At 65.0% G+C, this 13,101-nt stretch carries 8 protein-coding genes; 4 read left to right on the top strand and 4 right to left on the bottom strand.

Annotation, left to right across the window (positions count from 1 at the left end; translation table 11 throughout):
* Nucleotides 1-21: 21 nt before the first annotated feature.
* On the bottom strand, nt 22-489 hold the full coding sequence (gene aroQ, locus U0023_RS21625; RefSeq protein ID WP_009490931.1) for a type II 3-dehydroquinate dehydratase: 468 nt from the start codon (nt 487-489) through the stop codon (nt 22-24).
* A 268-nt stretch (nt 490-757) separates the two neighbouring features.
* The gene (locus U0023_RS21620; protein ID WP_009490932.1) at nt 758-1,537 is read right to left on the bottom strand and encodes a DsbA family protein; all 780 of its coding nucleotides are present in this window, start codon (nt 1,535-1,537) and stop codon (nt 758-760) included.
* A 261-nt stretch (nt 1,538-1,798) separates the two neighbouring features.
* Between U0023_RS21620 and U0023_RS21615 the strand changes: the two genes are divergently transcribed.
* Nucleotides 1,799-2,980 (top strand): pyridoxal phosphate-dependent aminotransferase, encoded by a 1,182-nt coding sequence (locus U0023_RS21615; RefSeq protein ID WP_009490933.1) that lies wholly within the window; start codon nt 1,799-1,801, stop codon nt 2,978-2,980.
* 159 nt (nt 2,981-3,139) lie between these two features.
* Here U0023_RS21615 and U0023_RS21610 read toward each other — a convergent pair whose 3' ends face one another.
* Nucleotides 3,140-5,851, bottom strand: a complete 2,712-nt coding sequence (locus U0023_RS21610) for an Rne/Rng family ribonuclease (RefSeq protein ID WP_009490934.1) — start codon at nt 5,849-5,851, stop codon at nt 3,140-3,142.
* 610 nt (nt 5,852-6,461) lie between these two features.
* Between U0023_RS21610 and U0023_RS21605 the strand changes: the two genes are divergently transcribed.
* The 3 genes from U0023_RS21605 to prfB all read left to right on the top strand — a co-directional run bounded on the left by U0023_RS21605 (nt 6,462) and on the right by prfB (nt 11,578).
* Nucleotides 6,462-7,709, top strand: coding sequence for an N-acetylmuramoyl-L-alanine amidase (locus tag U0023_RS21605; RefSeq protein ID WP_009490935.1), 1,248 nt, complete (start codon nt 6,462-6,464; stop codon nt 7,707-7,709).
* 110 nt (nt 7,710-7,819) lie between these two features.
* Nucleotides 7,820-10,273, top strand: a complete 2,454-nt coding sequence (locus U0023_RS21600; protein ID WP_009490936.1) for a penicillin-binding protein 1A — start codon at nt 7,820-7,822, stop codon at nt 10,271-10,273.
* A gap of 176 nt (nt 10,274-10,449) precedes the next feature.
* Nucleotides 10,450-11,578, top strand: a protein-coding gene (gene prfB, locus U0023_RS21595; protein ID WP_154661007.1) for a peptide chain release factor 2 whose coding sequence is annotated in 2 segments (ribosomal slippage) — nt 10,450-10,518 and nt 10,520-11,578 — 1,128 coding nt in all. Because the reading frame shifts where the segments join, the coding sequence is not laid out codon by codon here.
* Nucleotides 11,579-11,723: 145 nt separating this feature from the next.
* On the opposite strand, the gene U0023_RS21590 is transcribed toward prfB, so the two are convergent.
* Nucleotides 11,724-13,097, bottom strand: a complete 1,374-nt coding sequence (locus tag U0023_RS21590) for a matrixin family metalloprotease (RefSeq protein ID WP_009490938.1) — start codon at nt 13,095-13,097, stop codon at nt 11,724-11,726.
* Nucleotides 13,098-13,101: the final 4 nt, after the last annotated feature.

Raw genomic sequence — 13,101 nt, 5'->3', positions numbered from 1 at the left:
TTACCTCTACTTCCTGAGGAATTAGTGCTGGGAGGGCTTCGCCTGCCGCGCGCGCTCGGTCATCACATGGTGAACCGCTTCCAGGCCGAGCACGTAGCTCATGGGCCCGAAACCACAGATCACGCCGACGGACACGGGCGCTATGAGCGAGCGATGGCGGAAGCCCTCGCGGGCATGAACATTCGAAATGTGGATCTCGACCGTCGGAGCGCCGCTGCCGGAGATGGCATCGCGGAGCGCGATCGAGGTGTGGGTATAGGCGCCGGCATTGATGACGACGCCGGCTCCCTGGGCTCCTGCTTCCTGGATCCAGTCCACGAGCTGTCCCTCGTGGTTCGACTGGCGGAACATGATCGCCGCCCCCAGGGTCCCGGCCTTCTCGCGCACGAGCGTCTCGATGTCGTCCAGCGTGGTGTTGCCATAGACGTGAGGCTCTCTGCGGCCGAGCAGATTGAGATTGGGTCCGTTGAGGACGAAGACGGTGGTCATGGGATAAGGAGCGTTCCTTGCAGCCCCGTCGGGCGGAGCAGAAACGCCCTCTTAGCCAAAAGGCGAGCAGGGGGGAAGGGGAAAACCATGGCTTTCCCAAGCTTGGCGAGAGTTCCGCAACGTAATCCGGTCATTCTCAGGTTGCGGCGGGGCCTGTCCTGGCTATCCGATCGGGAAAGCGAGGCGGGTCCAGCCAAGCCATCATCGGCACGAGGCTGGCGATGGCGCGGCCGGAATAAGCCGATAAACCTACAGTGAGCTCGAAAGCCTAGCCGCAGCTGGCCTTGCCGCATTGGCGCACGTTGTCCACGAGCTGCTTCAAGGGCTCGAGGCCCACGGCCCCGGGAACGACGGTTTCGCCCACGATGAAGGCCGGCGTCCCGGTCAGGCTGAGCTTGTCGCCCAGCGCCATGTTCTCCTGGAGAGCGTTGCGGATTTCGGGGCTGTCGATGTCCTTCTGGAGACGGGTCATGTCGACGCCCAGCTCCTTGGCGACCGCCATCGCCCGCTCTCCGTTCACCCGGCCGCGGCTTTCGAGGACCTTGGTATGATAATCGAAGAGCTTCTGGCCCTGGAGCTGGTTCTTCACGGCCAGGGCCACACGGCTCGCCTCGACGGAATCGGGCCCGAGAACGGGGAAGTCCTTCAGGACGACCCGGAGCTTCGGGTCGCTCTTCATGAGCGTCTGGAGGTCGGACAGCGCCTTCTTGCAGTAACCGCAATTGTAATCGAAGAACTCCACCAGGGTGATGTCGCCGGAAGGATTGCCGACCACGTAGGAGTGGGACGCGTTCAGGAGCGACTGCTTCGTCTCCTTCACGGCGCCGGCCTGGGCGACCTGCTGGGCTTCCGCCTGTCGCTTCTCCAGCTCGGCGATCACCTCGGTCAGAACCTCCGGGTTCTTCAGGAGATAATCCTTCACGATCTCGCCGATGGCCTGCTTCTGCTGATCGTTGAAGACCGTGCCCTGCGCCATCGCGGCGGGTGCGATCGCCAGGGCGCCGAGCAGGGCAGTGGTCCGGGCGATGGTGAGAAGCGAAAAGCGCATATTCGGTCCTTTGTCGGAGTCCTTGACGCCCCTGTGTAGCAACGGTTCGAGGCGGAGTTGAGACCCTGTGTTCTACAGCGAGTTAGCGGGTTGTGCCCTGCGGCGTCAAATCACGGGTTCGTATCACGGCTCGAGACGAGGCAATGAGCGTTGCGATCGTCGGCGGTTAGGAGGGCGGCATCGCCTCCGGCGACCCGGAATGACGGCGTTGCGCCATGAACCGTCTTGAGACCGCCCCCGCAACGGGATACGAGCCTCCTCATGACCAAATCATCCGCCGATCTCCACTCGCCCCTCATCGCGCGCCGCATGGATCGCGTCGCGTCCTTCCTCGCCATGGACGTTCTGAGCGCGGCCGCGGCCAAGGAGCGGCGGGGCGACAGCGTCATCCACATGGAGGTCGGCCAGCCGTCCGCGCCGGCCCCGCGCGCCGCCCGGGAGGCCGCCAAGGCGGCGCTGGATCTGGGGCGCATCGGTTACACGGAGGCCCTCGGCATGGCGGCCCTGCGGGAGCGGATCGCGCGGCACTACCGCGACACCTATGGCGTGAGTATCGCGCCGGAGCGGGTCGTAGTGACGACCGGTTCGTCGGCCGGATTCGTCCTGGCTTTCCTCAGTCTCTTCGATCCAGGGCAGCGGGTGGCGATCACCGCGCCGGGCTATCCGGCCTATCGCAACATCCTGGAGGCGTTGGGCATAGAGCCGGTCACGATCCCGCTCGCCAAGGCCGACGGCTGGATCATGACCGCCCAGGCCATCGAGAAGGCCCATGCGGAAAAGCCCCTGCACGGCATCCTCGCCATGAGTCCGGCGAATCCCTCCGGCACCATGATCGGCCGCAAGGCCCTGGCCGAGCTGGGCGAGACCTGCCGCCGCCTCGGGCTCTGGTTCGTGTCCGACGAGATCTATCACGGTCTTACCTATGGTGAGGCCGCGTCCACGGCGCTCACCTCCGACGATGATGCGGTGGTGATCAACTCGTTCTCCAAATATTACTGCATGACCGGCTGGCGCATCGGCTGGATCGTGGTACCGGACCGTCTGGTCCGGCCCATCGAACGTCTGGCGCAGAACCTCTACATCTCGCCGCCCTACCTGTCCCAGGTGGCGGCGCTCGCCGCCTTCGACGCCGCGGAGGAGCTGGAGGCCGTGAAGGCTGCTTACGCCCGTAACCGCGCCTATCTCCTGGAGGAGCTGCCCAGGATCGGCATCAGCGAGATGCACCCGGTGGACGGCGCCTTCTACATCTATGCCGACATCGCCCGCTTCACGAACGATTCCATCGGCTTCTCCAGGCGCATGCTGGAGGAGGCGGGTGTCGCGGCCACGCCCGGGCTGGATTTCGACCCGATCGAAGGTTCGCACTACCTGCGCCTGTCCTTCGCCGGTTCGGAGAACGATTGCCGCGAGACCGTGGCGCGGTTGAAGGGGTGGTTGAGGTAGCACCGCTCCTGTCATCGCCGGCCTCGTGCCGGTGATCCCGATCCTAAGGGCGCGACGCTCTTCAAATCGAGATGGCCGGCACAAGGCCGGCCATGACGCGACGAACAAGTCCCTTCCAGCAAAATGCCCGGCTTCGAGCCGGGCATTTCATTTTGATCCTTAAGATCCGCTCAGGACCGACTTGGCCTTGGACCACCAGCCGGCGCGCTTCGGGCGCTCCGGGTCCGGCGGGGTCAGGACGACGGCGACCGGTTCCGGCTCGGGAGCGACGGGCGCCGGCGGAGGAACGGGGGCCTCGGCCACCGGGCGCTCCGGGGTGACGATCGGCTCGCTCTCGACGGTCGGCCGGGGCTCCGAGGTCTCGGAAACGGCTTCCGCAGGGGCAGCTTCCTCCGGAGCCGGTTGGGCCTGAACCTGGTCGGGGGCCACGAAACCCTCCTCAAGGGCGAATTCCTCGGTCGTCTCATCGCGGCCGCGTCCGCGTCCGCCGCGACGTCCGCGACGGCGGCGGCGTCCGCCACGGGATTCCTCGTCCGCCTCGCCGGCTTCGACGGGAGCAGCCTCTTCCCCGGACGCTTCGACCTCGGCTTCTTCCTCGTCGGTTTCGCTCTCGGCCTCGCCGGCTTCCGCGCCTTCCTCGCCCTGGGCCTCGCCTGCAAAGCCCTCGCGGTCGCGACCGCGACGGCGGCGACGGCGGCGACGACGGCGTCCACCGCCTTCGCCTTCCTCGCCGCGCTCTTCGCTGCCCTGAGCCTCCTCGGTGGCCTCCTCCTCAGTCTCGACCTCGATCTCCTCGACGGGCTCGTCGATGGCGATCGCATCGATCTGGATGCCGGTCGCGGCCGACTTGTGCTCGAGCTTGAGGGCGGGTTCGCCGCGCTCGATGGCGTAGGTCGTCGTGCCGTGGAGGCTGTCGTCGGCCACGATGGAGATCGCCACGCCGAAGCGGGTCTCCAGCTCGCGCAGGTGAATGCGCTTCTGGTTCAGGATGTAGAAGGCCGCCTCCATCCGGGTGCGGACGACGAGGTTGTAGCCTGAATTCTTGATGAGGGTTTCCTCGATCGAGCGCAGCACCTGCAGGGCCACCGACGGCGTCGAACGCACGAAGCCGGTGCCGGCGCAATGCGGGCAGGGGATCGAGGAGGATTCCAGCACGCCGGTGCGGATGCGCTGGCGCGACATTTCGAGAAGGCCGAAGGGCGAGATGCGACCCACCTGGATGCGGGCGCGGTCGTTCTTCAGGCACTCGTTGAGCTTCTTCTCGACCGCGCGGTTGTTGCGCTTCTCCTCCATGTCGATGAAGTCGATCACCACGAGGCCGGCGAGATCGCGCAGGCGGAGCTGGCGGGCGATTTCCTCAGCCGCTTCGAGGTTGGTGCGCAGCGCCGTGTCCTCGATGTTGTGCTCGCGGGTCGAACGACCAGAGTTCACGTCGATGGAAACGAGGGCTTCCGTCGGGTTGATGACGAGGTAGCCGCCCGATTTCAGGGTCACCACGTTCGAGAACATGGCGTCGAGCTGCGCCTCGACGCCGAATTTCGCGAAGAGAGGCTGCGGATCGCGGTAGGGCTGGACCAGCTTCGAATGGCTCGGCATGAGCATCCGCATGAAGTCCTTGGCCTCGCGGTACCCCTCCTCGCCGGCGACCATGACGTCGTCGATGTCCTTGTTGTAGAGGTCGCGGATCGCGCGCTTGATGAGGGAGCCTTCCTCATAGACGAGGGCGGGTGCCGCCGACTTCAGAGTCAGTTCGCGCACGCTCTCCCAGAGGCGCATCAGGTACTCGTAGTCGCGCTTGATCTCGGGCTTGGTGCGCGAGGCGCCGGCCGTGCGCAGGATGATGCCCATTCCCTCGGGCACCTCCAGCTCCTGGGCGATTTCCTTCAGGCGCTTGCGGTCGGCCGCGTTGGTGATCTTGCGGGAGATACCGCCGCCCCGGCCCGTGTTGGGCATGAGCACGGAATAGCGACCGGCCAGCGACAGGTAGGTGGTGAGCGCCGCGCCCTTGTTGCCGCGCTCTTCCTTCACGACCTGGACCAGCAGGATCTGGCGGCGCTTGATGACTTCCTGGATCTTGTACTGCTTGCGGGGCGTGCGCCGGCGCTGAGGCAGGTCCTCGATCGCGTCGTCTCCACCGAGCTGCTCGACGATCTCGTGCTCTTCCACGTCGTGATCGTCTTCGTCCTCGTCTTCTTCGTCCTCGTCGGCTTCCGTGTCGCCCTCGGGCGCCCGGGCATCGGCCTCCGCCGCAGGTTCATCGCCTTGGGCGGCCTCGTCACCCTCAGGGGCCTCCACGTGGGCCGAACCCTCGACCGCCTCGACGGCAGCCTCCTCGGCGCCTTCGTCGGGAGCCTGGCCGGCCATCACCAGGGGAACGGCATCCTGCGTGTCGGAGCCCGGAGCCTCGCCCTCTTCGCCGGCAGCCTCGGTATGGGCCGAACCCTCGACCGCCTCGAGGGCAGCCTCGGTTCCGGCTTCCGCTTCCGTCGAGACAACGGTCTCGTCGTTCTCGGCGCGACGCGGCGAAGACCGGCGGCGGCGACGGTTGCTGCGGCGCTCCTCCTCGCGCTCCTCCTCGGCCTGAGCTTCGGCTTCGGCTTCGAGCAGCGCCTGACGGTCGGCGACGGGAATTTGATAATAATCGGGATGGATTTCGCTGAATGCGAGGAACCCGTGGCGGTTTCCGCCGTATTCCACAAAGGCCGCCTGGAGCGACGGTTCGACCCGGGTGACCTTGGCGAGATAGATATTCCCGCGCAGCTGCTTCCGGTTAGCGGACTCGAAGTCGAATTCTTCGACCTTCTGACCACGTACCACCACGACCCGGGTTTCTTCCGGGTGTGAGGCATCGATGAGCATCTTGTTTGCCATGTTGAACTCTCGACATGGCGATCGAGGGCAGGACCTGAGGCAGGGGCCGCATTGTGGGCGGATGGCCGCGCCGCCAAGAGAGACGGCGGGCTGAAATTGCGTTCGGAGTGCTGTCGATCGCCATCATGCGCCGCGATGGGGCGCATTCTGGGTTGAATTGGGCCGGCTTTGAGCCGGAAAGGGTGAAGCCAGGGCGTGCGCGGGATGAGACGCGCGATTCGAACGGTGCAGAAACGAAGGTCAGAACTGACTTCGTGTGCGCAACCATTCGACACGGCCCTTTCGTACTAGATATCGATGAGCCGAAATCTCGGTCACCGGCGGGGGGCGACAAGCGTCGCCAAATGGTCCTGTCCGTGAGCCTGTCGAGGGTGACGGGTCTCCTGGAAGATCGGTCAAGCCAACCGTCTCCTCCGGATCCGCCGTCAGATTCGGCCATGCCGAACGGGATCAAGATCATTACAGAGCGATTGGGGCATTTGGCAAGATCCCGTGTCACTGTGCTATGAATGCAACAGAGTGTCAGTAATCCAGCGTGCGACGTGAGGTTCCGTTAACCAAGCGACGTCTATCAGTATAGGAAGGACGCTCGACACCTCAGCGGTCACCCATGCCCATTTTTCCCTTCATCCGCCTTGCCGGCGCATGCCTCGTGATGGCCCTCGTGACCTTCGGGAGCGATCATGCCCGTGCGGCCGGAGAGGGCGCCAAGACCGGCTCTCCCGCCATCGCGGCTGCCGTCACCGTCGAGTCGGAGGGGGCGAAAACTCGTTTTAAGGTTACCCTGTCCAAACCGGTGATGGCACAGGTCTCGCTCATGGAGCGCCCGGACCGGGTCATCATCGACCTGCCTGAGGTCGCCTTCCATCTCCCGCAGGAGGCCGGGCGCGGCAAGGAAGGACTCATCGCGTCCTACCGCTATGGTCTCTTCGCTCCGGGCCGCTCGCGGGTCGTCATGGAACTGACGCAGCCTGCCGTGGTCTCGGGCATGACGACCGCGCCCGATGCCACGGGCGCCGCGACGATCCTGACCATCGAGCTCTCCCGGACCGAGCGGGACGAGTTCCACAGGGCGGCGGTCGAGAATTCGGCGGCCACGAAGGAGGCTTCGGCGCCACCGGTCGCCCAGGATGCCAAGGATGCCCGTCCGGTCATCGTGATCGATCCGGGCCATGGCGGCATCGATCCCGGGGCGAACGCGTCCTCGGGGAACGTCTACGAGAAGGACCTGGTGCTGGCATTCGCCCAGCGGCTCAAGCGGAAGCTGGAGGAGAACGGGCGCTACAGGATCGTCATGACCCGCGACGAGGACGTGTTCGTCACTCTCGGCGACCGGGTTCGCGCCGCTCGTGGCGTCCAGGCCGATCTGTTCATCTCCATCCATGCGGATTCGATCTCCGGCGGCCAGGAGGTGAGGGGGCTGACGGTCTATACCGGCGCCGAACGGGCCTCGGACGCCGATTCTGCCCGCCTTGCCGACCGCGAAAACAAGGCCGACGCGGTGGCCGGGGTCGAATCGCGCGACATTCCCGACGACGTGTCCGACATCCTGATGGAGCTGACTTTGCGGGAAACGCGAAGCTTCTCCCACGGCTTCGCCAGCCGTCTCGTCGGCGAGTTCGATTCCGTCGCCCGGCTCAACAAGAACCCTCACCGGCAGGCCCGTTTCCAGGTGCTGCGGGCGCATGACGTCCCGTCCGTCCTGGTCGAACTCGGCTATCTGTCGAGCCAAAAAGACCTGGACCTGTTGATGTCCGAGGAATGGCGCGCCAAAATGGTCTCGGCCATGTCGGTCGCGGTGGATCGCTTTTTCGCCGCGCGGTTTGCCCGCAGGGGCGCTGCCGCAGTTTTACCATAGAGAGAGTGTGGATACCCCATAGCGGGGGCGCGATTCATCGGGTAACGAGGATGCGCGTTTCAAGATCTGCATAAACTGGCGCCCTGGGCGCCGTCATGGAATACCATCGGATGCGCTTCGTCCTACGATTTTTCGGCTTCCTCTTCAGCGTTGGAGCGATCTTCTTCCTGATCGGCGCCGTGGGGCTCGCCTATGGGTTCTGGTTCTATTCGAAGGACCTGCCGGATCACGCCCAGCTGGCCAATTACGAGCCGCCGGTGATGACCCGCATCCATGCGGCCGACGGGAGTCTGATCGCCGAATACGCCCGTGAGCGCCGCCTCTACGTGCCGATCCAGGCCGTGCCCAAGCTCGTAATCGGGGCATTCCTCTCGGCCGAGGACAAGAACTTCTACAAGCATGTCGGCGTCGATCCCGAGGGGTTGGTGCGCGCCGTCGTAGCCAATCTCCGCTCCGGCGGGTCGAGGGAGCAGGGCGCTTCGACCATCACCCAGCAGGTCGCCAAGAACTTCCTCGTCGGCAACGAGAGGAGCTACGAGCGCAAGATCCGCGAGGCGCTGATCGCCCTGCGCATGGAATCGACCTTCTCGAAGGACAAGATCCTCGAACTCTATCTCAACGAGATCTTCCTCGGCACCCTGACCCCGGGCCGCAACCTGCACGGCATCGCGGCCGCGGCGCTCGACTATTTCGGCAAATCCATCCACGAGCTGACCATCGCGGAAGCCGCCTACATCGCGGCCCTGCCCAAGGGGCCGAACAACTACCATCCCTTCCGTCAGCGCAAGGCCGCGACCGACCGCCGGAACTGGGTGATCGACCGCATGGCCGCCAACGGCTACATCTCGAAGGAGGACGCGGAGGCGGCCCAGAAGGAGCCCCTCAACGTCAAGCCGCGGGTCGTGTCCCCGAACAGCATCGCGTCCGGCTACTTCGCCGAGGGCGTGCGGCGCGACATCGCCGAGCGCTACGGCGAGGAGACCCTCTACGAGGGCGGCCTGCTCATCCGCTCGACCCTCGATCCCAAGATGCAGGCCATGGCCCGCAAGGCCCTGGTCGACGGCCTCGTGCGCTTCGACGAGGCGCGCGGCTGGCGCGGATCCCAGCAGAAGATCGACCTCGCGGGCCGGGAATGGGGCCAGGCCCTGGCGGAAGTGTCGTCCCTCGGCGACGTGCAGCCCTGGCGTCTGGCCGTCGTGCTGGAGGTGGCCGGTGGGCGCGCGAAGATCGGCCTGCAGCCGAAGCGCGAGGCGTCCGGGCAGGTCGGCAAGGATCGCGAGACCGGCCTCGTGACGGCCGACGGGGTGAAATGGACCCGCCGGCCCGTCGAGCGCGCCGTAGCCGTGGGCGATGTCGTCTACGTGGAGCCGCTGGCCGACAAGCAGGGCCAGTTCCGCCTGCGCCAGATCCCCGAGATTTCGGGCGCGATCGTGGCCATGGATCCCAACACGGGCCGCGTCCACGCCATGGTGGGCGGCTTCTCCTACGACCAGAGCGAGTTCAACCGGGCGGTCCAGGCCATGCGCCAGCCGGGTTCCTCGTTCAAGCCGATCGTCTACGCGACCGCGCTCGACAATGGCTATACGCCGTCGAACCAGATCATGGATTCGCCCTTCGTGCTCGACATGGGTCCCGGCCAGGCAGCCTGGGCGCCGTCCAACTACGACGGCAAGGCGGGCGGGCTGCGGACCCTGCGCTACGGCATCGAGCATTCCAAGAACCTGATGACCGTGCGTCTCGCCAACGAGGTCGGCATGCCGGCCATCTCGGAATATGCCCGTCGCTTCGGCGTCTATGACGACCTGCTGCCGCTCCTCTCCATGTCGCTCGGCGCCGGCGAGACTACGGTCATGCGCATGACGGCGGCTTATTCCATGTTCGCCAATGGCGGTCGCCGCATCAAGCCGACCCTGATCGACCAGATCCAGGACCGCAATGGCCGGACGCTCTACCGTCACGACGACCGCAAGTGCAACGGCTGCGATGCGGACAAGTGGGACGGCGGCGCGGCGCCCAAGCTGACCGAGACTCGCGAACAGGTCCTCGATCCGCTCACCGCCTACCAGATCACTTCGATCCTCGAAGGCGTGGTCCAGCGCGGCACGGCCCAGTCGGTCAAGGCCGTCGGCAAGCCGCTCGCCGGCAAGACCGGCACCACCAACGACGCCAAGGACGTGTGGTTCGTGGGCTTCTCGCCCGATCTCGCCGTCGGGGTGTTCCTCGGCTACGACCAGCCGAAATCCCTCGGCAACGCGGCGACGGCGGGCCAGTACGCAGCACCGGTCTTCCGCGACTTCATGCAGATGGCGCTCAAGGACAAGCCGGCGACCCCGTTCCGCGTGCCTGCGGGCATCAAGCTGATCCGGGTCAATTCCGCTACTGGCACCCGCGCGGGCGGCGAGGGCGGCGGCACGATCCTCGAAGCGTTCAAGCCGGGCCAGGCGCCGCCGGAATACGTGCCGCCGGAGCCTTCGGCGGAAGAGGTCCCGCAGGCCGAGTACGTTCCGGCTCCTCCGCCAGGGGGACAGCGGGCCGTGGGCGTGGGCCCGGGCGGATTGTACTGAGCGGCTCCGGCCCCATATAGAAATCGCCCATCACACTTGGAAAACGGATTGTCCGACGGCTGCGAAAGCAGCCGCCGGCGGTCCGCCGACTTGGGCGCCGGGCCTGAAAGTGCATTCCACTTTCGAACCCGATGCTCTAAGACGCCACCATCACAGGCACGGACAGCAAAGAAATCATGCGCGCCGAAATTCAACATCTCGTAGAAGAGACCAAGCAGTCAGTCGGGCTGCTGAGGAGGCATCTTTGACTGGGATACTGCCCAGCGACGCCTCGCGGAACTGAACGCCCAGGCCGAGGATCCCAACCTCTGGAACGATGCCGACGCCGCGCAGAAGATCATGCGCGAGCGCACGTCGCTGGAGGACCAGATCACGGCCGTGAAGCGCCTCGAGCAGGACCTCGAAGACGCCATCACGTTGATCGAACTCGGTGAGGCCGAAGAAGACGAGGCCACGATCCGGGAGGGTGAGGAGACGATCCGCGGCCTTCAGGCCGAGGCGGCGCGTCGCCAGGTCGAGACCCTTCTCTCGGGCGAGGCGGATGCCAACGACACCTATGTGGAAGTGCATTCGGGCGCCGGCGGCACCGAAAGCCAGGACTGGGCCAACATGCTCCAGCGCATGTATGCCCGCTGGGCCGAGCGTCGGAAGTACAAGGTCGAGCTGCTCGAAATCACCGACGGGGAAGAGGCCGGCATCAAGAGCGCCACGCTCCTGATCAAGGGCCTCAACGCCTATGGCTGGCTCAAGACCGAGTCGGGCGTGCACCGCCTCGTGCGCATCTCGCCCTACGATTCGAACGCCCGCCGCCATACGAGCTTCGCCTCGGTGTGGGTCTATCCGGTGGTGGACGACCGCATCAACATCGAGATCAAGGAATCCGACTGCCGCATCGACACGTTCCGCTCTTCGGGCGCCGGTGGCCAGCACGTGAACACCACCGACTCGGCCGTACGCATCACGCATATTCCGAGCGGCATCGTCGTGGCCTGCCAGCAGGAGCGCTCCCAGCACAAGAACCGGGCGACCGCCTGGAACATGCTGCGCGCCCGCCTCTACGAGGCGGAACTGAAGAAGCGCGAGGAGAAGGCCAATGCCGAGGCCGCCGCGAAGACGGATATCGGCTGGGGCCACCAGATCCGCTCCTACGTGCTGCAGCCCTACCAGATGGTGAAGGACCTGCGCACCGGCGCCCAGTCGACGAGCCCGCAGGACGTGCTCGATGGCGACCTGGACCCCTTCATGGAAGCCTCGCTCGCCCAACGCGTCTATGGCGGCGGTGCCGAGGTCGAGGACATCGATTAAAAGCAAAGGCCCGCTCGCTTCGAGCGGGCCTTTTTATCGGGGCGGTCAGTCCTAGAGCTGCCTTCCACTGTCGTGGGATCATCTCTCCTCACTGCTTGACCGCATTTTTTGGCGGTGAACCGGACCCGCTTCACCGAAAAATGCTCTAGACGACGATGAAGTCCGAGGCGCTGAGCTTCACCGCGCCCAGGAGCTTTGCAAAACGCACCGCAGCCAAGGGGCCGGTGCCGTCCGGGTCGTAGGAAAGGAATTGCTCTCCCGGATCGAAGATGATCCTGTTCGCCGGGTTCTCCGCGGACGCTCCCTTCACGAAGGCCGCCGCCTGCAGGAAGCCACTTGCGAGAGTGCTGAAGACCGCCGAGGAAAGGACGATCCGGTCTTCCTCCGTTTCGAATGCATCCGGATTCTGGTTGAAGTCCGTGATCGTGTCGGTGTCGTCGATTCCGGTGAACGGAACGTCGAAGACGAACTGGTCGCTGCCGTCCCCGCCTGTGAGGGTATCGTTCCCCAGCCCTCCATAGAGCGTGTCGTTGCTGTATCCGCCTTTCAGGACATCGCTGCCGGTGTCTCCGTACAGCAGATCATCGCTCAGCCCCCCGCTCAGGACGTCATTGCCCGCTCCGCCTTGCAGGATGTCGTCGCCGAAGCCGCCGCTCAAGGTGTCGTTGCCGGCTTCGCCGAACAGTCTGTCGTGGCCGTCCCCGCCGCTCAGGAAATCGTTGCCGACACCTCCAAAGAGCGTGTCGTCGCCCTCGAAACTGTAGATCCTGTCGTCACCGGATTGGCCCTTGATGACGTCCTTGACGGCGACGCCATAAATGACATCCGCTTTGCTCTTGCCGGTCTGGGTGAGGGTTTGCTTCGATGCGCTCCAGCTCCATTTCGCAACCTGACGCCCATCCTGCGAAGGGTTGCCGTACAGGGCACGGATCGCCTGAACGTCGAGGCTGCCTAGCCCCGCCGACTGCATACCAGGGTCGCCGCCCGTGTAGCTCATCACGGTGTAACTCACGTGATCGAGTTCCGACTTCAGCAATTGCTTGTTGTATTCCATCTTGTGGAAGGGATGCTTGAGCCCGAGGGCGTGGCCGATCTCATGAAGGAGGACATACAACGCGTAGGACGTGTTCCCCTTGAGGTTGGCTCGGGCTTCCGTGTTCAGATAAACATTGCCGCCGAGATACTTTCGAACGAGCCCTTCGTCGTCGAAGTTCTCCCGGCTCAGTTCCGGGAATTCGGCCCAAGCGGTGATTTCCTGCCAGGCCGGCTGCCACTGGAACTTCAATTCGGCTTCCTGGCCTTTGACCTCGATGAAGCGAATTCCGCTGGCGTCACCCCACATTTTCAGGGCTTTGCGGGCAAGCGCCTTGTCGGCGGCCCCGAATTTCGCCCAGCCCCAGGGGGCGAGGAAAGAAGCGGGATTGAAGGTATAGGTCAGGAAAACAGGGGTCTTGTTGGCCTTCCGGCCGGACAAATTGTTCCAGCTCTGGCCAGAGAGAATGGCTGTGTAGTCCGGCATAGAG

The organism is Microvirga lotononidis, from assembly GCF_034627025.1.
In the GTDB taxonomy this organism is placed as follows: Bacteria; Pseudomonadota; Alphaproteobacteria; order Rhizobiales; family Beijerinckiaceae; genus Microvirga; species Microvirga lotononidis.
This window is presented reverse-complemented; position numbering and strand designations above follow the sequence as displayed.

Coding starts and splice junctions, on each gene's coding strand:
- aroQ (WP_009490931.1), bottom strand. CDS start 489: ATGACCACCGTCTTCGTCCTCAACGGACCCAATCTCAATCTGCTCGGC.
- U0023_RS21620 (WP_009490932.1), bottom strand. CDS start 1,537: ATGCGCTTTTCGCTTCTCACCATCGCCCGGACCACTGCCCTGCTCGGC.
- U0023_RS21615 (WP_009490933.1), top strand. CDS start 1,799: ATGACCAAATCATCCGCCGATCTCCACTCGCCCCTCATCGCGCGCCGC.
- U0023_RS21610 (WP_009490934.1), bottom strand. CDS start 5,851: ATGGCAAACAAGATGCTCATCGATGCCTCACACCCGGAAGAAACCCGG.
- U0023_RS21605 (WP_009490935.1), top strand. CDS start 6,462: ATGCCCATTTTTCCCTTCATCCGCCTTGCCGGCGCATGCCTCGTGATG.
- U0023_RS21600 (WP_009490936.1), top strand. CDS start 7,820: ATGCGCTTCGTCCTACGATTTTTCGGCTTCCTCTTCAGCGTTGGAGCG.
- U0023_RS21590 (WP_009490938.1), bottom strand. CDS start 13,097: ATGCCGGACTACACAGCCATTCTCTCTGGCCAGAGCTGGAACAATTTG.